Raw genomic sequence first — 23807 nt, forward strand, 5'->3', positions numbered from 1 at the left:
AACAGCCCGCCGTCAGGCGGACCCGGCGCCCGCAGGGCGGTACAGGGTCCGCGGCGGACCCGGCGCCCGCGCTCCGCGCGGTGTCTCGGGACTCCTCGCCTCCGCCTGGCGGCATGGGGGACCCCCACCGGACCCCGCGCCTCGAACGCCGGCGAGGCCGCACTATCCAACCCGCCCGGCCGTAGCGGCAGCTCGAGCGCACCGCGCGGAGCGCGGCGCGGGGTCCGGGGCTTGCCCCGGTTTCGGGAAGGGGCGGGTAGGGGAACAGCCCGCCGTCAGGCGTCACGCCGCCCGCACCTGCCCGAACCGCACCTCGTGCGCCTGCCCCACCCGCATCGCCCGCAGCATCCGCTCCGCCTCACCCGCCAGTTCCTCGCGCTGCGCCTTCGTCGGCGTGTCGAACGGCTGGAGCGTCACCGTCGCCGTGTCACCGGTCTCCTCCAGTCGCCAGATCCCGGCGAGGAAGCCGTCGAGGAGGAAGGTGCAGTACGCCTGGTTGCCCCGCCAGGTGAGCGCCTTGTGCTGCGGGGGCACGACCCGGCTCCGGTCCGCGTGCGAGAGCAGCAGGTTGTCGAACTCGGGCAGCAGACGGGCCGGCGCCGGGGTGTCGGCGTCGGGCCGGGACGCGTCGGGGAGGTCGAAGAGTTCCACACCTCGCTCGTCCTGGAACACGTCGAGACCGGGCCGCAGCCGTTCGAAGACCTCGCGCGTACGCGTCAGCCCGGACCAGGTCTGGAAGTCCTTGACGGAGGCGGGACCGAAGGCGGCGAGGTAGCGCCGGACGGCGTCCTCCGCGTCCGGCTCGGGCTCCGACGGCCTGCCGAACCACCGCTCGGCGGTGGTGAGCCGCACCTGGCCGCTCCTGCCCCACAGTCCCCGCGGGGTGACCTGCACCAGCGGGAGCGAGCACCGGGCGGCCACCGACAGCGCGAACGGATCGGCGTCCGGCCAGTGCGCGAGCAGCGCTTCCCGCAGTTCCTTCATCGTCCGCGGCTCCTCCTCGACGAGTTCGCGCGCGAGGCCGGCGAGCCGCTGGAGGTCGACGCCGGTCAGCCCGGCGCGGAACTGTGCCAGCTCGCGGTCCCTGGCCGGCTGGACGAGGGGCCGCAGCCGCAGGCAGTCGTCGGCGGTGTGCGTGTGGATGGTGGACCGCATGGTCACCAGCCGCGCCACCTCGCGGGATTCCATCAGCGTGGAGAGCTCCCGCGGGTCGAACGCCTCCAGCCGGGCGTCGAGCGCGTAGTAGGGCGGCTTCACGTTCTGCGCCTGGAGCCCGACGAGGTGCGCGACGGCCGCCGCGACGGGCATCTCGGCCCGCGGAGCGCGCCGCAGCAGGAGCTGCCGGGCGAGGGTGGCGCGGTTGAGTGCGCGGGTGCCGAGAACGGGGTGGGTCGCGGTTTTCGAAGCCATGCCCGCACGCTACCGAGGCTTGCGGACAGCTGCTGTCCTCAACGGCGAAAGGTGCCGGATGGGACCATGATGGATACGTGATCGGCGGCAGACCGGGCAGGTGGCAGTCATGGGTGACGCGACGGAGCGGGACGCGGACGGGCAGGCGCTGCTCGACGGGATGACCGTGGACGCGAGCCAGCCTGAGCGCCCGGTCCTCCTGGACGAGGACGGCCTCCCGATCAAGACCTGGCAGCAGAACTACCCGTACGACCGCAAGATCCGCAGACGCGATTACGAGCGGCAGAAGCGTGTGCTGCAGATCGAGATGCTGAAGCTCCAGCGCTGGGTCAAGGACTCCGGTCAGCGGCTCATCGTGATCTGCGAGGGACGCGACGCGGCGGGGAAGGGCGGCACGATCCAGCGGTTCACGGAGCGGCTGAATCCTCGCGGCGCGCGCGTGGTGGCACTGGAGAAGCCGACGGAACGAGAAGCGACGCAGTGGTACTTCCAGCGTTACGTGGCCCATCTGCCGTCCGCGGGCGAGATCGTGTTCTTCGACCGCTCCTGGTACAACCGGGCCGGTGTGGAACGGGTCATGGGGTTCTGCACCAAGGCGCAGTACGACCTGTTCCTGCACCAGTGCCCGCAGTTCGAGCAGATGATGGTCGAGGACGGGGTCATCCTGGTCAAGTTCTGGTTCTCGGTCTCGCGTGCGGAGCAGCGCACCCGCTTCGCGATCCGTCAGGTGGATCCGGTGCGCCAGTGGAAACTGTCGCCCACGGACCTGGCGTCGCTGGACCTGTGGGACGACTACACGACCGCCAAGGTCAACATGTTCCGTGCCACCGACACCGAGCACGCGCCATGGACGGTGGTCAAGAGCAACGACAAGCGCCGTGGCCGCCTGGAGGCGATGCGCAGCCTGCTGTGGCGCGTGGACTACGACCGCAAGGACCCGGCGGCCATCGGACGGCCCGACCCGCTGATCGTCGGAGCGGCCGACACGCTGCTGGAGCCGGGTGAGGAGAGCTCGTCCCTGTCGCCGACCCCGCTCGCCGGGCGCATGGAGGGGCCGGGCGAGCACCCGTCCGGCGGGGGCGGCTCCAGAGGCGGCGTGGAAGGCTGAACGCTTCGCGTACGGGGCACGGGCGAAGCTCCCGGCGGGATGCCGGACACGGGTGCCCCCGGCCAAGGACGCGGGCCCGCGCCGCACCCGCTACGCCGACCGCGTTCACGCCTGGGCGATCAGACGGTCCACCGCCGCCGTGCCCGAGGTGTAGCCCGCGGAGAGCGCGGACACAGCGGCGGCCGCCGCACCGGGTCCGGCGGCCGGAGCGGGCGCCTGGCCCCGGGTGGCCGTCGGCTGCTGGGCGGACGGGGTCCGGGTGAGGGCGAGCGGCGGCAGCGGCTGAGGTCCGGGACCGGCCGGGGCGGGCACCTGCGCCAGCATGGGTGCGGCGGCCCGCTCCTCGGCCGGCATCGGGACCAGGGCGGACTGCTGGGCCTGACCGTGGGTCAGCAGGTGCGCGGCGAGCGGCTGCTGGGCCTGCGCCGGTTGTGCCGGTGCGTCGGCCCGGGGCAGCGGCTCGGACCGCGCCGGTATCCGCGCGAGCATCGGCTGCGGCGGCTCCGGCGCGGGCGGCGGTGCGGGCGCGGCCCTGATGTGCTCGCCGTACAGCACCAGTTCCATCGCGGAGACCAGCCGCGCCACGTCCGGCTCGGGACGCACCACCAGCCGGACGAACCGGCTGGAGCTGCCGATCTTGTTGCTGCATTCCCGCACCAGGACGCCGTGCTCCGCGAGCAGCCGGTCGCGCAGGATCACGCCGTCGGCGCCTTCCGGGAGCCTCACGTACACGAAGTTGCCCTGGGAGGGATAGACCGTGAGACCGGGCAGCCGGGAGAGCCGCCAGACCATGTCCTGCCGGTCGCGGCCCACCTGCGCGAGGCTCTCCGCGTACTCCTGGCGGTGCTGCCCCAGCATGAACACCACGGTCTCCGCGAAGGAGTTGATGTTCCACTTCGGCAGTGCGGCGCGGACCTTCCCGGCAAGGCCCGGGTTGGCGACGAGATAGCCGAAACGCACCCCGTGGAGGCCGAAGTTCTTGCCGAGGCTGCGCAGCACGATGACGTTCGTCCGCAGCACGGCCTCGGCCGCGACGCTGGTCTCCTGCCCGGCGTCGGCGAATTCGAGGAACGACTCGTCGACGACGACCAGGTCCAGGTCCTGGAGCTGGTCGAGGAGGGACAGCACCTGCGGTTTGGGGAGCAGGCCGCCGTCGGGGTTGTTGGGGTTGCAGATCACGGCGACGCGGGAGCCTCTGCTCCGTACGAACTGCACGAAGGAGGCCGGGTCGAGGGCGAAGCCGCGCGCCTCGGGCAGCAGCAGCATGTCCACCCGCTTGCCGGTCTCCATCGGCTGGTCCGTCCAGCGGCCGAAGGTGGGGACGGGGACCGCCAGCGACTCACGGACGAGGAGATGGTCGATCCAGGTGATGAGTTCGGTGGAGCCGTTGCCCATGGCGACGGTCTGGGGATTGAGGCCGAGCAGTCGGCAGAGCTCCGCGGTGATCGTCTCGGTGCCGCTCGGGTAGTAGGTGAGTATCTCCCTGAGCCTGCTGCCGAGTTCGTCGAACATGGCGGGGGTCGGGAAGTACGGGTTGCAGGGGATGCAGAAGTCCACGATCTCGCCGGCCGCGCCGCCGCCCGCCCGGTTCAGCGTGAAGTAGGACGGGCTGTGCGCGGTGGACGCGCGGAAGAGCGCGGTGACATTGCTGCCGTTGCTGCCGGCCAAGACGTGCCTCCCTGCCTTTTGGCGGCCCGTGCGGATCCACACGGGCCGCCAGAAGGTACGGGCGGAGGTCACGCGCCGTTCAACGGCCCCGTGGCGCCGGCGGTGGTTCGACGGCCGGTGTTCGCCCGTCGCCGGCGGCGGCTCCCTGGGCCCGTTCCCCCGTCACGACGAGGACGTGCGTCGCGTCAGAGCACGTGGTCGTAGCGGGCTCCGTCGTTCACCAGGACCTTGGTGGGGGTGCGGCCCGCGAAGGGCGCCGTCCGGCTTCCGGTACCGGCGTAGAAGTAGGCGGTGCCGTTCGGTCCGTAGGCGTACAGGTCGGGCTTGCCGTCACGGTTGCCGTCGCCGATGCCGACGAGCTCCGAGTAGGCGTTCCAGCCGCCGCCGATGCGGGTGCGCGCGGTGAAGGTTCCGTCGCCCTTGCCGAGGTAGAGCCACAGGACACCGTCCTTGTCGCGGGCGACGAGGTCTCCGCCGGGGCCGCCCGCGATGTTGCCGACGGCAGTGATCCGGTTGTAGATCTGCCAGCCCCCGCCGATCTTCTTGCGCGTCTTGAACAGGGACTTGTAGATGCCGGTCCCCTCGTAGAACCACAGCGTGCCGGACCTGTCGGCGGCGACCAGGTCGGCGTCGTGGTCCCCGGTGAGGTCGCTGCCCGCGAGCTTGTCGTACACCTGCCAGCCCCCGCCTACCTGCTGCCGCCGGGAGAACGGCACCGTCGGGCTGTTGAGGCCCGGGTAGAGCCAGAGCACACCGGACGTGTCCCGGGCGACGATGCCGGGAGCCTCGTCCCAGCTGCCGGCCGTGCCGATGTTCTCGAGGGTGTTGTACACACCCCAGCCCGCACCGACCTCGCTCCGCGCCCCGTCCGGGAGGGCGAGCCGGTTCCCGGCCTTGTCGAAGACGGTGTCCGTCCGCCACAGCCGGCCGGAGGTGTCCCGGGAGAGGAGGTCCGGCGAACCGTTGTAGTTGAAGTCGTGCGGCTTGGTCTGGCGGTAGACCTCCGTCCCGCCCGTCTGCCGCAGCTCGGGACCGATCCCGTTCTGCGGGACGACGCGGATCGACCAGTCGTACGGTCCGTTGTAGGCGGACCGCCCGGTCGAGGTCGTGTCGTCGAGGATGCCCTGCCAGGGGATGCCGAAGGTGTGCGCGTCCAGTACGTACGGGGAGTCCGGGTTCAGCTTCACCTCACGGGTGAAGCTCTGCCGGGTCGCCCGGTGGGTGAGCGTGACGGTCACGTCGGCGTTGAGCCGGGAGAGCCGCCACTTCAGCAGGTACTCCTGGCTCCTGTCGAAGTTCAGGACCGGCAGCTCACTGCCGAGGTAGGCGATCGCCGTCGGCCGGTACGAACTGGCGACCTGCGTGACGACGGGAACCCCGTGCTGGCCCGTGGAGATCCGGAAGAGTCCCTCGCCGTCCTCGACCCGGCCGCCGCCGACCAGCAGACTGCCGTCCGCCGCGGGCTGCGGGGGCGCGTAGGTGTAGGCGACGAGGTCGACGGTGTCGTCGCCCGTCAGGGACGTGGCCCGCACGGTCTGGTGGAGGCTCGGGGCGCTGTCGGTGAGGGCGGACCGGGTGGCGTACACCAGCCGGCTGCCCGTGAGGCCGATGTACAGCTCCTCCGCCCTGCCCAGGGGGAACCGCCGCTCGGCTCGGGTCCCGCGGTCGACGGAGACGACGGTCCAGCCGTCGCTGTCGTGCTCGGACCAGACCACGTGCGAGTCCGAGAACGCCAGCGTGTGGACGAGGTAGCCGGATTCGCCGGACGCGTACGACTCGACCGCCTTCCCGGCGGCCAGGTCGATCACGGCCCGGCCGCCGGTCCGCGCACCGGCCGGCCCCTGCCCGTAGCCGACGAACGCCTCGCCGTCCCGGACGGGCGCCGAGGTGAAGAAGTCGCCCGCGTCGGCGGGGAGTCCGGTCACCTTCCGGCCGGCGAGTTCCCCGGCCTCCTTCGAGACGAGGTGCAACTGCTTCGTCCCGTCCTCCGCGGTCACCTGGGCGAGGACGCTCGTCGGGCTCACGGCCGCCACGTACGTCGCGGAGATCGAGCCGAGGTCCATGGAGACGCCCGGGGACGCCGGATCGGCCATGTTCCTGAGCGTGACGGACCGGAAGTACGCGGGCGCGTTCGCGTCGCCGAGGACGAGTACGTCGGTGCCCGTGGCGGCCACGGCGCCGCCGGCCGGCGGGGTGACCACGGTCGGCGCGCCGCCCGCGTACGGGGTCCAGCGCAGCTCCCGCGACTCGTCGGTGGAGCGCGTGAGGAAGCCCGTGGCACCGGCGCCCGCGATCTTGGCGTTCGACGGGAAAGGGACCGGGTCGGCCGCCACGGCGGCCGGGGCCACGGCAGCGGGGCCCGCGGCGGGCACGGCCAGGGCGGCGGGGCCGGCCGTGAGCGTCCCGGCGGTGACGGCGAGGACGGCGGTCACGGCGGCGGCGTGACGGCGTCCTGAAGAACGCTTCTGCAAGGTGAACCCCCAGGAAGACCGGGCACGGCGGTGCCACGCCCGGTCAGACTTTTGATCAGCCGAAGTGGTTGTACGAGCCGCCCTTGAAGTCGGTGGTGGCCTTGCGCCCCGCGAAGGGCGTGGCCCGCAGGCCCGTGCCGGGGAAGTGGTAGACCGTCCTGGTGGCCGGTTCATGGGCCAGCAGGTCGTTCTTCCCGTCGTTGTCGTAGTCCCCGGATCCGATCAGCTCGCCGTAGCGGCCCCAGCCGGCGGTCACCCGGGTGCGGCCGGTGAAGGTTCCGTCGCCCTTGCCGAGGTAGAGCCACAGGACACCGTCCTTGTCGCGGGCGACGAGGTCCCCGGCTCCCGCTCCGGCGATGTTGCCGGTGGCGGTCAGCTGGTTGTAGACGCCCCAGCCGGAGCCGATCCTCTTGCGGGCGGCGAAGGGCGCCGACACGTTGCCCGTGGCCCTGTAGAGGTAGAGGACGCCGGACCTGTCGGCGGCGAGGAGGTCGGGGCGCCCGTCGCCGGTGAAGTCGCTGCCGCCGGTCAGCTTGTCGTAGATCTGCCAGCCACCGCCGACCTTGACGCGTCCGGCGAAGCCGCCGACTCCGTTGCCCTGGTAGAGCCACAGGACGCCGGACGCGTCGCGGGCGACGATGTCGGCGTGGGTGGAGCCGGCGATGTCGCCGGCGGCCTCGATCCGGTTGTAGATCTGCCAGCCGCCGCCGATCTTTCCGGCGTCGGGCGTCGACAGGACACCGGAGGCGTCCCGGGCCAGCAGGTCCGGGGAGCCGTTGTCGTCGAAGTCGTGCTGCTTCGGCGCCCGGGTGACGGTGAAGGTGCCCGACCGCTTGATCGCCGGGCCGAATCCCGCGCCCGACTCCGCCGTGGTCTCCCAGGTGTACGCGCCGTTGTAGGCGGCGACGGTCGCCTTCGGATCGGCGGGGTTCGCTGCGTCGAGCTGCCCGTACCAGTCCAGCCCCATCCAGAAACCGTGGGGGTAGTACCCCTCGTCCCCGGCCTCGAAGAAGCCGTCCTGCGTGTAACGGAAGGTCTTGCCGGTCCGGACGTGGCGGATCGTCTCGGTGAACTTCACGCCCTGGTGGTTGAAGTACTGGGTGAAGGGCACCCTGCGGGTCTTGTCGAAGTCGACGGCCGTCGGCGGCAGTTGCGATTCGTGCACCTCCGCGAGTCCGGCGGGGTAGCCGCTGGCCGCGATGAAGTCCGCGGTCGGCGTGCCGTCCTGGCCGAGCGATACGCGGAAGACGCCGTCGCCCGTGCCGAGTTTCCCTCCGCTGACCAGCAGGTCGCCATCGGTGGTGGCGACGACGTCCTTGACGTGGTCGAGCAGTGTGGCCGTGGCACCGGTCTTCAGGTTGCGGAAGTTCAGCGCGTGATCCGGCGACGGGGCGAGAGTGTCGGCGCCGTACGAGGTGGCGTGGACGAGCCAGTCGCCGAGGAACTCCACCTGCGGGCGCGAGGTGGCGACGGGGAAGGTCTCCTTCTCGTCGCTGCCGAGGGTGTGCACGACCAGGTACGCCTTGCGGGACGTCGGGTCGGTCTCGGTCCAGGCGCTCCGGGTCGCGGAGAGGGCCACCTCGAACGTCCACCTGTCGGCCAGCGGTGCCGCGCGGTCCTCCGTGACCGTGGCGGTGGCGAGGTCGATCACGGCACGGTGCAGGACCCCGTCGGCCAGGTACTGCAGAAGGCCGTGCACGGCGTTGCCGTGCTTCACCTGCATGTCCGTGGCGCCGGCCGGGAGACCGGTGACCTCGCGGGAGCCCTCGGCCCTGGTGTGCATCCGCAGCGTGCTCGAGCCGCCGGACCGCAGCTCGGTGAAGGCCGCCCCGCCCGCGAGGCCCACGCACTGACCGTTCTTGGCAACGGTGAAGGCGGTGTCCGTCGCCAGGTTGCGCACGGTGGCGTCCGAGGTGCCGCACTCCAGGACCGTGTCCCCGGCGAGGTGGTTCTCCGCCATATGGCTCCCGAGCGTGGTGCGCACCCCGTCCTCGTACCGGATCCAGACCCGGGAGTCGCGACGGTAGTCGTTCGTGCTGATGAAGCCGGCCGCGCCCCCGGTCACGATCGTGGAGTGCGTCGGCACCTCGACGATGCCGTCCTCGGTGCTCGCCGCCGGTGAAGGCGCGGCGGTGGCGGCGGGGACGGTCAGGGAGCCCGCGCCGAGGGTGACGGCGAGGACGGTGGCGGCACAGCCGGCGATGCGGCGTCGATGCGTGCGTACGGAATACAAGGGGTCCTCCTGGAGCGGGCCGGGTGGTGCGCACGCCGGTGCGCGCCACCCGGTTGACTCCCGGTCGGGCCAAGTGGTTGTACTCGTCGCCCGAACTGACACCCGGCTCAGGTCATCGGCCGCATGCTGCCCGCTGCGCCGCTCCCCGGCGTGAGCCCGGCGGTTGCCGCCCGTGCAGCAGCAGATAGAACCGCTCGATCGACTCACCGGGGCCGTGCTCGAACCGCTTGACGACCTTGCCGAGCGGATTCCACACCCGCCCGTCCGGCATCCGCACCCCGACCGGCTGACCGAACATCTCCCGTTGTCCGGCGTCGAGGTCGACCCAGCGCGCACCGGCACGTCTGACCATCACCTCGCCGGTGTAGGCGCCGAGCCCGTGAAGGAAGCGGTCCACCCCGGCACGGACGGGTCTGTTGCGTCTGAGTCCGTCGACGACGAGATCGACGAGTCTCAGGCTCGCGACGGTGTAGTCGAGCGGCAGTCTGCTGCGCTCGCTCATGTCCGTGACGAACCGGGCGGTGTAGCTCCGCATGCCCTCGGCGTCCGGCAGTTCTGCTGCCCGCTGTTCCACGACACCCGCCTTCCACAACGATGGTCTCGCCGTTCCCAGCGGAAACGCGGGCAGGATCATCACGGATGGCGCGGGTGGCCGTTCTCACAGCGAATCCGGCGGTCCGCGTACAACCATCGCCGGGTGTGAAGCGTCTGATCGGCCGGTCGCACCGGAGTGCCCGGCAGGTCCGGCCACCCTGCCCTACTCGCGGTACTCCCGGTCGTCGACCGGCGCGTCGGGCAGTTGCGCCTGCAGGGACTCCCTGTAGCGGACACATCCGCGCATGAACTTCGGCCACGGCGGCACGGCCACCTCGGGCTCCACGCGCTCCGGCAGCAGCCCCCACAACTGCGGGTGGTGCCAGCACAGGTCATGACCCGAGGTGTCCCGGTGTCTTCGGATGCCGGCGCGCAGCTTCCGTACTTCCGCCGCGAGTTCGTCGCGGCTCAGCGTGTCCAGATCGTCGTCCGACTCCATTCCCACAGCGGCACCCTAGGTCCGCTGCGGGCTCCCGCCCGTGGGCCGCACCGGAGTGCCGACGTCGCATCACCCCTGCGGCGTCCTACTGGTGCGACGGGAAGCGTCCGTTGTCCCGGCCGCCCTTGCCTGGGTCGGCGGGCGGTGCGTCGGGGTCCCTGCCGGGCTTCGAAGGGTGCCCGCCGTCCGACGTGGCTGCCGGTCGGGCCGTCAGCAGCGGGGCGCAGTACGCCTCGACCGCGTCCGGGCCGCCCGCCGCGGCTTCGAGGCGCTCGCGCACGGCACTGTCCATCGCCTTGCCCTTGCCCTCGCTCTTCCCGGCCGCCGCGTACGCGCGGCAGTGGGCGGCCCGGTCCCCGGCCGTGGGCGGGCGTCCGGTGGCGGGGTCGGTGTCCGGGTGTCCGGCGGAGCCTGTGGCGGGCGACGTCGTGCCCGCGCTCCCGCCGTCCGGCACGGACGGGGACGCGCTGGGCGCCGGAGCCGGCTTCTCGGGCGGCGGCCCGTCGAACGGGGTCGGAATCCCGCCCGCCGCCATCGCCACGCCGCCGAACATCACACCGGCGACGAGGGTGCCGAGCCCGGCCTTGGCCCAGGGGGCACGGGTCCGCTTCTTCGCGGGCCGCCAGTCGTCCTCCGGCCTGGTGGGCAGTTCGAGGGCCCCCTCGTCGCGAGCCGCGCGGAACGCGGACAGGGCCTTCGCCTCGGCATCGGGTGCGACGGGTGCTGGGCGCGTCGCGGCGGCAAGCAGCTCGTCGAGGGACGGCGGTTGCGACGTCGGATGCAACTGCGGCTGCGGTGAGGCGTGCGGCGGCGACGCGCCGGGGCCCACGGCATCTCCGGATCGGTTTTCGGTCATCTCGAATCTCCCAGCGAAGAGGAGTCCGAATCTGTCACACCGCCGCGCGGCAGCGACGCCAGGTACCTTTCCAGCCGTCTCAGCCCCCGGTGGGTCGCGGAGCGCACGGCTCCCGGGCGCTTGCCCAGCACACGCGCGGCGGCCGGTCCGTCGAGTCCGATGACGGTCTGGAGGAGCACCGCCTCCGCCTGCTGACGGGGCAGTTGGGCAATGAGGGCAAGGGCCTGCCGGGTCGAGACGGTCTCGAATGCCTCTGCCGCCGTGTCCCGCGGGGAGGGGAGTCCGGTGAGCTCGCTCTCGAGGGCCGTCCCGCGCGGGCGGCTCCTGATCCGGCGCAGGTGGTCCATGGCGCGGTGGCGGGCGATGGTCGCCGTCCAGGCCCTGAAGCCGGCGCCGTCGCCGCGGAAGCGCCCGAGGTCACGGGCTACTTCGAGCCAGGCGTCGGACGCGACGTCCTCGGCGTCGTCGCCCACCAGGCCGCGCAGATATCCGAGCAGCGAGGGGTGGACGATCCGATAGGCCGTGGAGAAGGCGGCCTCGTCACCCTGTTGTGCCCGTGCCACCGCGTCGCCGAGCTCCTTGTCGTGCGTCTCCGCACGCCGGCTGCCCCGCCCCTTGCCCACTCGGCCCTCTTCATTCCCGCCGGCACGGCGCACCCGTACCCATGTCCCCCGTAGTGGTCAGCGTCGCCGCCCACGGAAACGTCACAGTTCACCGACCGCGCGGTCACACCCGCACGGAGCTACAGGCCGACCACGGTGACCTCGGTGGCCTTGACGCCGGTCCACACCGACTCCCCTTCGGCGAGGCCCAGTTCGGCCGCCGCCTGGGGGGTGATCTCGGCCACCAGGTCCGGCGCGTGCGGCGAGGTGACGAGGACGCGCAGCCGGCTGCCCACGGTGGTGATCTCGCGTACGGTGCCGGGCCAGACGTTACGGGGGCTGCCGCCGGGGCGTTCGCGGTGCACGGACACCGCCTCCGGGGCGATGATCGCGAGAACCTCCGCGCCCGGGGTCAGCGGGTCGGCCACCACGAGCCGTCCACCGCCGCCCAGTTCGATGCCGCCCGCCACCGCCGTGCCGGGCCAGGCGTTGCGGCCGAGCATCCGTGCGACCCACGGGGAACGCGGATGGCGGGTGACCTCGGCGGGCGGCGCGTCCTGGACGGCGCGGCCGTCGTCGAGGACGAGTACCCGGTGGGCCAGCGACACGGCCTCCACCGGGTCGTGAGTGACGATCAGGCACACGCCGCCGAAGCTGTCGAGATGGCCGCGCAGGGTGTGGCGCACGTGGGCCCGGGTCGTCTGGTCGAGGGCGGCGAGCGGTTCGTCCAGCAGCAACAGCCGTGGCCGGGCGGCCAGGGCCCGGGCGAGGGCGACGCGCTGGGCCTGGCCGCCGGAGAGCTGGGAGGGCCTGCGGGCGGCGAGGTGGCCCACGCCGAGCCTTTCGAGCCATTCCTGCGCGCTGCGGCGGGCCTCCGTACGGGGGACGCCCCGGGCGCGCAGCCCGTACGCGGTGTTGCCGAGGGCGCTCAGGTGCGGGAAGAGTGCGCCGTCCTGGGGGACCCAGGCCACACCGCGACGGTGGGGCGGCAGGGCGGACACGTCGGAGTCACCGAGCCGCAGGGCGGCGTGGGCCCGGGGGGTCAGTCCGAGGAGGGCACGCAAGAGGGTCGTCTTGCCGGCTCCGTTGGGACCGACGACGGCGATGGTGGTGCCCGGCGCGGCGTCGAGCGTGAGCTCGTCGAAGCCGGTGACCTCCGCGTGCAGCGGCCAGCGCCCGTCCGCCGCCGGCGTCCCGGCGCGTGGGACCGGCGGGGCCGGCGGGGCCGGCGGGGGGACCGGGCCGGGTTCGTCCGGCCCGTCGACGGCGACGGGCGCGCGGCGGGCCGCGGCGGGCGGGGCCCCGCCCGTCCAGCGGCCGCGCAGGGCGATCAGCACCGCCAGGGCGATGACCAGCAGCAGGAGCGACAGCGAGGTGGCCGCGTCCGGTTCTTCCTGGAGCAGCAGATACACCTGAAGGGGCAGCGTCTGCGTCGTGCCCGGCAGGTTCCCGGCGAAGGTGATCGTCGCACCGAATTCGCCGAGCGCGCGCGCCCAGGTCAGTGCCGCTCCGGCGACGAGCCCGGGGGCGACCATCGGCAGCGTGACGGTGAGGAAGACCCGCAGCGGCGAGGCGCCGAGCGAGGCGGCGGTCTCCTCGTAGCCCGGACGCAGACCGCCCAGGGCGCCCTCGAGGCTGATGACGAGGAACGGCATGGCCACGAAGGTCGCGGCGAGGACGGCGCCGGAGGTGTGGAACGGCAGGGTGACGCCGAAGGTGTCCTCCAGCCACGGGCCCAGCAGTCCGCGCCGGCCGAAGGCGAGCAGCAGCGCCACTCCCCCGACGGTGGGCGGCAGCACCATGGGCAGCAGGACGAGGGAGCGTACGAGCGTCTTGCCCGGGAAGTCGGTCCGTGCCAGCACCCAGGCGAGCGGCACGCCGAGCAGCAGGGACAGTCCGAGCGCCCAGAAGGAGACGACGAGCGAAAGCCGCAGCGCCTCGGTGACGCCGGACCTGGTCAAATGGCCGCCGACGTCGCTCCAGGCGGTCCGGCCGAGGATGCCGGCCAGGGGCAGCAGGAGGAACGCGACGGCGAGCAGCGCGGGCACGGCCAGGACCACCGGCGTCCGGACGCCGGGTCCCCCGCCGGACCGCTCCGGCCTGCGGGGGCTGCGGGGCGGAGGCGTGTCGCGTAGGCGCTTCATGGTGCGTCCTGGGGGCTCGGGCGGAGAGAGGGCGGCTGCGGGGCGGGCGGCTACGGCTGCTGGAAGCCCGCGTCCCGGAGGATCTTCCGCGCCTCGGGGCCGGTCAGCCAGGTCACGAACGCCTCGGCCGCGTCGGCGTGCTCCGACGACTTCAGCGTCGCGGCCGGATAGGAGGCGACGGCGTTGCGGCTGTCGGGGATGTCGACGGCGTCGACCCTGTCCGCGGCGACTGCGGCGTCCGTGCGGTAGACGATGCCGGCGTCGGCCTCGCCCATCTCGACCTTGCTGAGCACGGCCCGGACGTTCGGCTCCTCGGACACCGGCCGCACCTCCACGTGCTCGGCCCGGAGGAGCTGCCTGCTGTAGCGGCCGACGGGGACCCCGGGCGCGGCGAGCACGACCCTGAGCCCGGTTGCGGCGAGGTCCTCGAGCGAACCGATCTTGTGGGGATTGCCCTTGCCGGTGGCGATGACGAGCCGGTTCTTCGCGATGACGACCGGGGAGCCGGTCTCTCCGGCGAGGCCGTCCATGGTCCGGCTGTCGGCGGTGACCAGGGCGTCGGCGGGAGCCCCCTGCCTGACCTGCGCGGCGAGTTCCTGCGAGCCGGCGAAGGAGAAGGCGATCTCGGTCCCGGGGTGCGACTTCTCGTAGGCGTCGCCCGCCGTCTCGAAGACGTCGGTGAGCGAGGACGCGGCGAGCACGGTCAGGCGGGCCCCGGACGGTTCGCCGGAAGCAGTGCCGCCGCTCCCGGTGCCGCAGGCGGCGAGCGGGGCGAGCAGGGCGGCCGTCAGGACCGCGGCCGCGGCGCGGCGCCGCCCGGGAGCGGGTGAGCGGCGGCGTCCGCCGGGGGTGGGGAACACGGGACGGGACTCCTCTGTGCTGCGTGCGGCGCGCCCCGGACGGTTCCGCCTCGGGCGGGCCGGTTCACGCGCGGTCGATGTGCACGTTCGTGGACTTCACCCGGGCGGTTGCCTGCATGCCGACCTCGAGCCCGAGTTCCTCGACGGCTTCGCGGGTCAGCAGGGACACCAGACGGTGGGGCCCGGCCTGGATCTCGACCTGTGCCGCGACATCGCCGAGCTTGACGGCGGTGACGATGCCGGGGAACGCGTTGCGTGCCGAGGTGTAGGAGGTCTCCTCGTCGCCGACGCCGCCCTGGGCGACCTCGACGGAGAACGCGGCCAGGTCCCGGCCGTCGATGAGGCGCCGCCCGCTGTCGTCGCGATGGGTCGCGACCCGTCCGGCGTCGGCCCATCGCCGCGCCGTGTCGGCGCTGACGCCGAGCAGCCGCGCGGCCTGACCGATGGTGTAGGACTGCATATGCGCCACGATAGGCGCTCAGAGCTTGCAGGTACAGCCTGTTCTGCCATTCCTCGCTGGCAGATGCGACCGTGCCGGACGATGCCACGAGTTCGGCGTGGGCGTCCCGCGAGCCGCCCTACGCCACCGAACCGATCCGCCCGGTGGGCGCGTCGGGGCCGTCGTGGTGGATGGGGGTGTGCGCGCCGGTCAGGGACACACCGGTGCCGCCGCGGCGGTTCGCCACGATCTCCGCGCCGATGGACAGCGCGGTCTCCTCCGGCGTACGGGCGCCGAGGTCCAGGCCGATCGGTGAGCGCAGCCGGGCGAGTTCGAGGTCCGAGAGGCCGACGTCGCGCAGCCGCCTGTTGCGGTCCTCGTGGGTGCGGCGGGAGCCCATGGCGCCCACGTAGGCGACCGGCAGCCGCAGGGCGAGCTCGAGCAGGGGCACGTCGAACTTGGCGTCGTGGGTCAGGACGCACAGCACCGTACGGCCGTCGACCTCGGTCGACTCCAGGTAGCGGTGCGGCCACTCGACGACGACCTCGTCCGCCTCCTTGAAGCGGCTCGCGGTCGCGAAGACGGGCCGCGCGTCGCAGACGGTGACGTGGTAGCCGAGGAACTTGCCGACGCGCACCAGGGCTGCGGCGAAGTCGATGGCGCCGAAGACGATCATCCTCGGTGCGGGGACGCTCGACTCGACGAGCAGCGTGAGCGGCCGGCCGCACCGGGAGCCGTCCTCACCGATGACGACGGTTCCGGTGCGGCCCGCGTCCAGCATGGCCCCGGCCTCGCGGGCCGCCGTGCGGTCGAGTTCGCGATGGCCGCCGAGGGTCCCGTCGTACGTGCCGTCGGGCCGTACCAGCAGGGCGCGGCCCGCGAGGCCGGCGGGTCCGTCCGTGATCCGCGCGACCGCCGCCGCCTCCCCACGGGCGGCGGTGGCCAGCGCGGCCGCGAACACCCGCCTGGCGGGCGCGTCCGCGGGGACCGGAGTGACGAGGATGTCGATGACGCCGCCGCAGGTCAGGCCGACCGCGAAGGCGTCCTCGTCGCTGTAGCCGAACCGCTCGAGGACGCTTTCGCCGTCCTCGAGGGCCCGCCGGCACAGCTCGTACACGGCGCCCTCCACGCACCCTCCGGAGACCGAGCCGATCGCCGTGCCCTCGCTGTCGACGGCGAGCGCGGCGCCCGGCTGCCTGGGCGCGCTGCCGCCGACGGCCACGACGGTGGCGACGGCGAAACCGCGGCCCTGCTCGACCCACCGGTGCAGCTCTTCGGCGATGTCCAGCATGTCGGTCTCCTTCGGGTGTTCTGCGGTGACGGGCGGTTACTTGACCCCGAGCCAGCCCTCGATGGGGTGCAGCGCGAAGTAGGCGAGGAAGACGACGGCCAGGACCCACATCAGCCAGCCCACCTCGCGTGCCCGGCCCTGGACGGCCTTGATCAGCACATGGGCGATGACTCCGGCCGCGATGCCCGCGGTGATGGAGTACGTGAACGGCATCAGCACCGTGGTCAGGAAGACGGGGATCGAGGTCGCGGAGTCGTTCCAGTCGATGTGCTTGGCGTTGGTCATCATCATCGAGCCGATGACGACGAGCGCGGCGGCCGCGACCTGGGTCGGGATGACCTGGGCGAGCGGCGTGAAGAACAGGCACAGCGTGAACGCGAGACCTGTGACGACACTGGCGAGTCCGGTGCGCGCGCCGTCGCCGACGCCGGCGGTGGACTCGACGAAGACGGTCTGGCCGGAGGCGCCCGCGACACCGCCGATCGCGCCGCCCGCGCCGTCGATGGCGAGGGCCCGGTTGAGGCCCGGCATCTTGCCCTTGTCGTCGGCGAGACCCGCCTGCTGGCCGATGCCGATGATCGTTCCCATGGCGTCGAAGAAGCCGGCCAGCACCAGGGTGAAGACGATGACGCCGACGGTGATGCCGCCGACGCTGCCCATACCGTCGAAGGAGACGGCGCCGAACAGCCCGAAGTCGGGGCTGGAGACGATGGAACCGGTGATCTCGGGAGCGTTGAGGCCGCCCCAGTCGGCCTTGTCGAGGCCGGCGAACTGGTGGACGGCGGCGGCGAACAGCGTGCCGCCGATGATGCCGATGAGGATGGCGCCGGGGACCTTGCGGACCTGGAGCATGAAGATCAGCAGGACGGTGACGGCGAAGCAGAGCACCGGCCAGCCGGTCAGCATGTCGCTGGTGCCGAGCTGGATCGGCTTGGCGCCGGCGATGCCTCCGTCGCCGGGCATGGAGGTAACGAACCCGGCCTGGACCAGGCCGATGAGACAGACGAACAGGCCGATCCCCATGGTGATGGCGTGCTTCAGCGCCAGCGGGATCGCGTTCATGATCAGTTCACGGAGACCGGTGACCACGAGCAGGACGATCACGGCGCCGTAGATGACGCACATGCCCATCGCGTTTTCCCAGGTCATCTCGGGCGCGACCTGGAAGGCCATGACGGCGGAGACGCTGAGTCCCGCGGCCAGGGCGAGCGGCACATTGCCGATGAGGCCCATCACGATGGTGGTCGCCGCGGCGGCGAAGGCGGTCGCGGTGGTCAGCTGATCACCGTCGAGCCTGTTGCCGGCCGCGTCGGGCACCGAGAGGATCACCGGGTTGAGCAGGATGATGTACGCCATCGCCATGAAGGTGGTGATGCCGCCACGCACCTCACGGCCGACGGTGGAGCCTCTCTTGGTGATGTGGAAATACCGGTCGAGCCAGGAGCGTCCGGCGGGCTGGCGCGTACCCGCGCCGGCGTCCTCCGCCGTGGTCCTGGGCTCGGTGGACTGCTGGGTCATGGTGCCTACTCCCAAGGTTCACAGGGGCACCCGCCGTGGAGACTGGTGATGGCGGGATTTGGGATGGTGCTTGGCTGCACGACCCGGGGGACGGCCCGAGACGAACTCGCTCTTCGGGGTACTGCGGTGCTGCTGCGGCCGCGAGCGGTGCGGCACTCGTTCTCTCCTGGCGGCGCGGGCCGGCGGGGAACCGGCAGGTTCCTTGCAGGCATGGCACGCACCGCCCGGAGAAGTGGGGAGAGGATCAGGTACCGGTGAGGTGCTCGGGACGCACCGGCGTCCTGTCCAGTTCAAGGCCCGTCGCGTTCCGGATCGCCGCGAGGACGGCCGGGGTGGACGACAGGGTGGGGGCCTCGCCGATGCCGCGCAGCCCGTAGGGGGCGTTGTCGTCGGCGAGTTCGAGCACGTCGACGGGGATGGTCGGCGTGTCGAGGATGGTGGGGATCAGGTAGTCCGTGAAGGACGGGTTCCGGACCTTCGCGGTCTTCGGGTCGACGATGATCTCCTCCATGACCGCGATGCCCAGGCCCTGGGTGGTGCCACCCTGGATCTGGCCGATGACGGACAGCGGGTTGAGGGCCTTGCCGACGTCCTGGGCGCAGGCCAGCTCGATCACCTTCACCAGACCGAGCTCCGTGTCCACCTCCACGACCGCGCGGTGCGCGGCGAACGAGTACTGGACGTGGCCGTTGCCCTGACCGGTGCGCAGGTCGAACGCCTCGGTGGGGCGGTGGCGCCACTCGGCCTCGATCTCGACGGCCTCGTCCTCCAGCACGTCCACCAGGTCGGCCAGGACCTCGCCGCCGTCGGTGACGACCTTGCCGCTCTCGAGCAGCAGCTCGGCGGTGGCCCAGGCCGGGTGGTAGGTGCCGAACTTGCGGCGGCCGATCTCGAGGACCTTCTCGCGGACCAGCTCGCAGGAGTTCTTCACGGCGCCGCCGGTGACGTAGGTCTGGCGGGAGGCGGACGTGGAGCCCGCCGAGCCGACCTGCGTGTCGGCGGGGCTGATCGTGACCTGCGAGACGCCGAGCTCGGTGCGGGCGATCTGGGCGTGGACGGTGACACCGCCCTGGCCGACCTCCGCCATCGCGGTGTGCACCGTGGCGACCGGCTCCCCCGCGATGACCTCCATGCGCACCTTCGCGGTGGAGTAGTCGTCGAAGCCCTCGGAGAAGCCGACGTTCTTGATGCCGACCGCGTAGCCGACGCCCCGCACGACGCCCTCGCCGTGCGTGGTGTTGGACAGCCCGCCGGGCAGGGCGCGGACGTCCGCGCCCTCGGTGGACTCCCACTGGCGCTCGGGCGGCAGCGGGCGCGCCTTGACGCGGCGCAGCAGTTCGGCGACCGGGGCGGGCGAGTCGACCGGCTGGCCGGTCGGCAGCAGCGTGCCCTGTTCCATGGCGTTGAGCTGCCGGAGTTCGACGGGGTCCATGCCGAGGGCCTTGGCGAGCTTGTCCATCTGCGCCTCGTAGGCGAAGCACGCCTGGACGGCGCCGAAGCCGCGCATGGCGCCGCACGGGGGGTTGTTGGTGTAGAGCGCGATCGCCTCGATGTCGACGTCGTCGATGACGTACGGGCCGACGGAGAGCGACGAGGCGTTGCCGACGACCGCCGGCGAGGCGGAGGCGTAGGCTCCGCCGTCCAGCACGATCCGGCACTTCATGTGCGTGATCCTGCCGTCGCGGGTGGCGCCGTGCTCGTACCAGAGCTTCGCCGGGTGGCGGTGGACGTGCCCGAAGAAGGACTCGAACCGGTTGTAGACGATCTTGACGGGCTTGCCGGTGCGCAGCGCCAGCAGGCAGGCGTGGATCTGCATCGACAAATCCTCGCGGCCGCCGAACGCGCCGCCGACGCCGGAGAGCGTCATCCGGACCTTGTCCTCGGGCAGACCGAGGACCGGGGCGATCTGCCGCAGGTCGGAGTGGAGCCACTGGGTCGCGACGTAGAGGTCCACGCCGCCGTCCTCCGCCGGCACGGCGAGACCGGACTCGGGTCCGAGGAACGCCTGGTCCTGCATGCCGAAGGTGTACTCGCCGGAGACGATGACGTCGGCGCGCTTCGCGGCCTCGTCGGCGTCGCCGCGCACGATCGGCTGGCGGTGCACGATGTTCGGGTGCGGCACATGGCCGGCGTGGTGGTCGTCGCGGCCGGGGTGCAGCAGCGGCGCGTCCGGCGCGGTCGCGGAGGCCTCGTCGGTGACGACGGGCAGCTCCTTGTACTCGACCTTGATCTTGGCGGCGGCGCGGCGCGCGGTCTCCGGGTGGTCGGCGGCGACGAGGGCCACGGGCTCTCCGTGGTGGCGTACGACGCCGTGGGCGAGGACCGGGGTGTCCTGGATCTCCAGACCGTAGTTCCTCACATCGGTCGGCAGGTCGTCGTAGGTGAGTACGGCGTGGACGCCGGCCTGGGCGAGCGCCTCCGAGGTGTCGATGGAGACGATCTCGGCGTGGGCGACCGTGGAGCGCAGGATCTGGCCCCACAGCATGTCCTCGTGCCACATGTCGGAGGAGTACGCGAACTCGCCGGTGACCTTGAGGGTGCCGTCGGGCCGGAGCGTGGACTCGCCGATGCCGCCCTTGGTCTTCTGGGTGAGGTTCGTGGGTGTGCCGGTGGTGGCCATCGTCAGACCCTCGCTTCCTGATTTCCCTGACGGGCGGCCGCGAGGCGGACAGCGTCGAGGATCGTCTCGTAACCGGTGCAGCGGCAGAGGTTGCCGGAGAGTGCCTCGCGGATGTCCTCGTCGGTCGGCGAGGGGTTGCGCTCCAGCATCTCGTCGGCGGCGACCAGCAGGCCGGGGGTGCAGAAACCGCACTGCACGGCGCCCGCGTCGATGAACGCCTGCTGGATCGGGGAGAGCTCGGTGCCCTCGCCGGTCTGCGAGTCGGTGGCCCCGTCACGAGGCGCGGCGCTCCACTGCCGGGCGTCCTGGAGGGACGTGCCCTTGCCGCCGCAGGCACCCGTCCCGCAGGACTCCTCGCGCTGCTTGGCGAAGTCGGCGAGACCCTCGACGGTCACGACGTCACGGCCCTCGACCTGACCTGCGGCCACGAGGCACGAACAGACCGGGACGCCGTCCAGGCGGACCGTACAGGAACCGCATTCGCCCTGCTCACAGGCGTTCTTCGAGCCGGGCAGGCCGAGGCGCTCGCGCAGCACGTAGAGCAGGCTCTCGCCCTCCCAGACGTCGTCCGCTTCCTGCCGGCGTCCGTTGACGGTGAAAGTGACGCGCATGGTCATGCAGCTCCTTCAAGCGTGCGGGCGGTGCCGCGGTACTGCTCCCAGGTCCAGCCGAGCGTGCGGCGGGCCATGATGCCGACCGCGTGACGGCGGTACTTGGCGGTGCCGCGCACGTCGTCGATGGGGTTGCAGGCGCCTGAGGCGAGCTCCGCGAACTGCTTGGCGACGGAGGGGGTGATGATGTTCCCGCTCTCCCAGAATCCGCCTTCTTCGAGGGCGGCGTTCAGGAAGTCCTCCGCGGCCCTGGCGCGGACCGGGGTGGGGGCGGCGGAGCCGATGCCGGTGCGCACGGTACGGGTCGCGGGGTGCAGGGCGAGGCCGAAGGCGCAGACGGCGATCACCATCGCGTTGCGGGTGCCCACCTTGGAGTACTGCTGGGGGCCGTCGGCCTTCTTGATGTGGACGGCGCGGATGAGCTCGTCGGGGGCGAGCGCGTTGCGCTTGACGCCCGTGTAGAAGTCGTCGATGGGGATCATGCGTGATCCGCGCACCGACTCCGCCTCGACCTCGGCGCCCGCGGCGAGCAGCGCCGGGTGGGCGTCGCCGGCCGGGGACGCGGTGCCGAGGTTGCCGCCGACACCGCCGCGGTTGCGGATCTGCGGGGAGGCGACCGTGTGGGAGGCCAGCGCGAGCCCGGGCAGCTCTGCGCGCAGGTTCTCCATGATCGCGGTGTACGGGACGGAGGCGCCCAGCCGGACGCTCTCGCCGCCGACCTCCCACTCGGTCAGCTCACCGATGCGGTTCAGGTCGAGGAGGTACTCCGGCCGGCGGTGGTCGAAGTTGATCTCGACCATCACATCGGTGCCACCCGCGATCGGGACAGCCGTGGGGTGCTCGGCCTTGGCGGCGAGCGCCTCCTCCCAGCTGGCGGGGCGAAGGAAGTCCATGAGTGGCTCTCTTCTTCTCAATCGGGGTCGTTCGTCGCAGTGGACCCGGGACGGCCGGCCCTCGACTTGTCATGTGCCATCGTTCATCTGCTGTTCACGCGGTGTGGTCCAGTACACAAGGCCCGATCCGGACGGTGCAGTCACCGAAACCATGAAGGAGTTGGCTGGTCGCCTCCCTCGTCTTGTAGATTCGAACGAAAGGCGGAGATCAGCAACCTCACCGTTTCCCCATGGAAACGCCGGCGACAGATCTTTGGCCACGACCGGTAACAACGAGACAGATCGGCGGCGACGAGATGCGGCTGCGCGCACTGCTGGAGAACGACGCGCTGGGGCTGCGGCTGCTCGGCGGCGAGGACGAGCTCGACCGCGGGGTACGTGGCGTGATGACCACGGACCTGCGCGACCCCAGCCGGTACCTCTCCGGCGGCGAACTGGTGCTCACCGGGCTCGCCTGGCGGCACAGCGCGGCGGACTCGGAACCGTTCGTCCGCATCCTCGCCGCCGCCCAGGTCGCGGGACTCGCCGCGGGCGAGGCGGAACTCGGCGACATCCCCGACGATCTCGTCCAGGCGTGTTTGCGCCACCGGCTGCCGCTGTTCGCAGTGAACGAGTCCGTCGCGTTCGCGACGATCACCGAGTACGTCGTGCGGCAGGTCTCCGGCGAACGGGCCGGCGACCTCGCGGCAGTCGTCGACAGACACAGGCGCCTGATGACGTCCGGCCCGGCGGGCGGCGGCCCGGACGCCGTGCTCGACCTCCTCGGCTCCGACCTGGATCTGCGGGCATGGGTCCTGTCCCCCACCGGACGGCAGATCGCCGGCGTCGGCGAAGGGCTGCCGGCGGAGGTCGGCGCGACGCTCGCCGGTGAGCACCTCGCCGCCCAGCGCACCGGCCGGCGCGCGCCGCACCGGACCGTCGTACGCGGCGTGGCCTACTCCCTGTTCCCGATCCGGAACACCGGAAGGGGCGCCGCGCCGGCCGTCAGGGACGTGCGCGAGGGCGTGCTCTCCGACTGGCTGCTGGCCGTCGAGGCGGACGCCGCCGACTGGCCCGAGGCACGGCTCGACCTGCTCCAGGGCGTCACCCAGCTGATCGCCGTCGAACGGGACCGGCGCGAGGCGGCCCGCACGGTACGGCGGCGGCTCGCCCAGGAGGTCCTGGAACTGGTGCAGACCGGCGCGGCCCCCGCGGAGATCGCGGCACGGCTGCGGGTCGCCGCGCCCGTGCTGCTCCCGGGCCTCGGCGCGGCGCCGCACTGGCAGGTGATCGTCGCCCGCGTGGACTGGGGCGCCGACACGTCCGTCGAGACCGGTCCGGTGGCACAGTCGCTCCTCGAGGAGATCCTTGTCGACCCGTCGGCCGCCGGGGCCGACTCCGCCGACCGGATCGCCGTCGCCCACACCGGCGACGAGGCGATCGCCCTTGTACCGCTGCCGGTGGTGGGCCTCGGCGGCCTCGAGGAGCAGGATCCGCCCCCGGTCGACGCGGGCCTGCACGCCGACGTGCTCCTCGAGTCCGTACGCGCCCCGCTCGGCGCCGGTCTGGCCGACGACGGGCGCCTCACCCTCGGTGTCAGCGCGGCCGTGCACTCGGCGGAGGCCCTGCGCGGCGCCCTCGAGGAGGCCCGCCACGCCCGCCGCGTGGCCGCGGCCCGGCCCGGCCGGGTGTGCGCCGCGGGCCACCACGAGCTCGCCTCGCACGTACTGCTGCTGCCGTTCGTCCCCGACGACGTCCGCCGGGCGTTCACGGCCCGCCTGCTGGACCCCCTGCGGGACTACGACCGCCGCCACCGCGCGGAGCTGATCCCCACGCTCGAGGCGTTCCTCGACTGCGACGGCTCCTGGACGCGCTGCGCGACCCGCCTGCACCTGCATGTGAACACGCTGCGGTACCGGGTGGGCCGCATCGAACAACTGACGGGGCGTGACCTGTCGCGCCTGGAGGACAAGCTGGACTTCTTCCTGGCGCTGCGGATGAGCTGACGGGTCGTTCCGGGCGCTCGTCGAGTCCGAAGTGCCGGGCAACCCGGCCCGTCCCGGGCTCGGGG

At 72.4% G+C, this 23807-nt stretch carries 18 protein-coding genes; 2 read left to right on the top strand and 16 right to left on the bottom strand.

What is annotated here, in order from left to right; translation table 11 throughout:
• Window positions 1–282 precede the first annotated feature (282 nt).
• Entirely contained in the window at window positions 283–1410 is a 1128-nt protein-coding gene (locus SPRI_RS07725; RefSeq protein WP_053556793.1) for a winged helix DNA-binding domain-containing protein, read from the bottom strand.
• A gap of 109 nt (window positions 1411–1519) precedes the next feature.
• Between SPRI_RS07725 and ppk2 the strand changes: the two genes are divergently transcribed.
• On the top strand, window positions 1520–2518 hold the full coding sequence (ppk2, locus tag SPRI_RS07730; RefSeq protein ID WP_037773400.1) for a polyphosphate kinase 2: 999 nt from the start codon (window positions 1520–1522) through the stop codon (window positions 2516–2518).
• A gap of 105 nt (window positions 2519–2623) precedes the next feature.
• Here ppk2 and SPRI_RS07735 read toward each other — a convergent pair whose 3' ends face one another.
• From SPRI_RS07735 to SPRI_RS07805, 15 genes are all read right to left on the bottom strand, one after another.
• On the bottom strand, window positions 2624–4186 hold the full coding sequence (locus SPRI_RS07735) for a pyridoxal phosphate-dependent aminotransferase (RefSeq protein ID WP_053556794.1): 1563 nt from the start codon (window positions 4184–4186) through the stop codon (window positions 2624–2626).
• Between the two features lie 185 nt (window positions 4187–4371).
• A complete protein-coding gene (locus SPRI_RS38460; protein ID WP_053556795.1) occupies window positions 4372–6618 on the bottom strand; it encodes an FG-GAP-like repeat-containing protein in 2247 nt (748 codons plus the stop codon).
• 94 nt (window positions 6619–6712) lie between these two features.
• Complete coding sequence (locus SPRI_RS07745; protein WP_005310142.1) at window positions 6713–8890, bottom strand: FG-GAP repeat domain-containing protein; 2178 nt, start codon at window positions 8888–8890, stop codon at window positions 6713–6715.
• A gap of 112 nt (window positions 8891–9002) precedes the next feature.
• On the bottom strand, window positions 9003–9464 hold the full coding sequence (locus SPRI_RS07750) for a hypothetical protein (protein WP_037773402.1): 462 nt from the start codon (window positions 9462–9464) through the stop codon (window positions 9003–9005).
• A gap of 183 nt (window positions 9465–9647) precedes the next feature.
• On the bottom strand, window positions 9648–9923 hold the full coding sequence (locus SPRI_RS07755; RefSeq protein ID WP_037773404.1) for a hypothetical protein: 276 nt from the start codon (window positions 9921–9923) through the stop codon (window positions 9648–9650).
• Between the two features lie 85 nt (window positions 9924–10008).
• Complete coding sequence (locus tag SPRI_RS07760) at window positions 10009–10779, bottom strand: hypothetical protein (RefSeq protein ID WP_159039471.1); 771 nt, start codon at window positions 10777–10779, stop codon at window positions 10009–10011.
• On the bottom strand, window positions 10776–11402 hold the full coding sequence (locus tag SPRI_RS07765) for an RNA polymerase sigma factor (protein WP_053556797.1): 627 nt from the start codon (window positions 11400–11402) through the stop codon (window positions 10776–10778). The genes SPRI_RS07760 and SPRI_RS07765 overlap by 4 nt, the downstream gene beginning before the upstream one ends.
• Window positions 11403–11521: 119 nt before the next feature.
• The gene (locus SPRI_RS07770) at window positions 11522–13525 is read right to left on the bottom strand and encodes an ABC transporter permease (RefSeq protein ID WP_078951224.1); all 2004 of its coding nucleotides are present in this window, start codon (window positions 13523–13525) and stop codon (window positions 11522–11524) included.
• Between the two features lie 50 nt (window positions 13526–13575).
• On the bottom strand, window positions 13576–14385 hold the full coding sequence (modA, locus tag SPRI_RS07775; RefSeq protein WP_005310150.1) for a molybdate ABC transporter substrate-binding protein: 810 nt from the start codon (window positions 14383–14385) through the stop codon (window positions 13576–13578).
• A 64-nt stretch (window positions 14386–14449) separates the two neighbouring features.
• Window positions 14450–14845 (bottom strand): TOBE domain-containing protein, encoded by a 396-nt coding sequence (locus tag SPRI_RS07780; protein WP_053556799.1) that lies wholly within the window; start codon window positions 14843–14845, stop codon window positions 14450–14452.
• 118 nt (window positions 14846–14963) lie between these two features.
• Window positions 14964–16115: an XdhC family protein gene (locus tag SPRI_RS07785; RefSeq protein WP_053556800.1), complete on the bottom strand. Its 1152-nt coding sequence runs from the start codon at window positions 16113–16115 to the stop codon at window positions 14964–14966.
• A 36-nt stretch (window positions 16116–16151) separates the two neighbouring features.
• A complete protein-coding gene (locus SPRI_RS07790; RefSeq protein ID WP_053556801.1) occupies window positions 16152–17633 on the bottom strand; it encodes an NCS2 family permease in 1482 nt (493 codons plus the stop codon).
• A gap of 244 nt (window positions 17634–17877) precedes the next feature.
• Entirely contained in the window at window positions 17878–20253 is a 2376-nt protein-coding gene (gene pucD / locus SPRI_RS07795) for a xanthine dehydrogenase subunit D (RefSeq protein ID WP_037773405.1), read from the bottom strand.
• A gap of 2 nt (window positions 20254–20255) precedes the next feature.
• On the bottom strand, window positions 20256–20864 hold the full coding sequence (locus SPRI_RS07800; protein ID WP_037773406.1) for a (2Fe-2S)-binding protein: 609 nt from the start codon (window positions 20862–20864) through the stop codon (window positions 20256–20258).
• A gap of 2 nt (window positions 20865–20866) precedes the next feature.
• On the bottom strand, window positions 20867–21757 hold the full coding sequence (locus tag SPRI_RS07805) for an FAD binding domain-containing protein (RefSeq protein WP_005310159.1): 891 nt from the start codon (window positions 21755–21757) through the stop codon (window positions 20867–20869).
• A 296-nt stretch (window positions 21758–22053) separates the two neighbouring features.
• Between SPRI_RS07805 and SPRI_RS07810 the strand changes: the two genes are divergently transcribed.
• Entirely contained in the window at window positions 22054–23742 is a 1689-nt protein-coding gene (locus tag SPRI_RS07810) for a PucR family transcriptional regulator (protein WP_005310161.1), read from the top strand.
• The last annotated feature ends 65 nt before the right edge of the window (window positions 23743–23807 follow it).

Origin of the sequence: Streptomyces pristinaespiralis (assembly GCF_001278075.1) — a bacterium.
Taxonomy (GTDB): domain Bacteria; phylum Actinomycetota; class Actinomycetes; order Streptomycetales; family Streptomycetaceae; genus Streptomyces; species Streptomyces pristinaespiralis.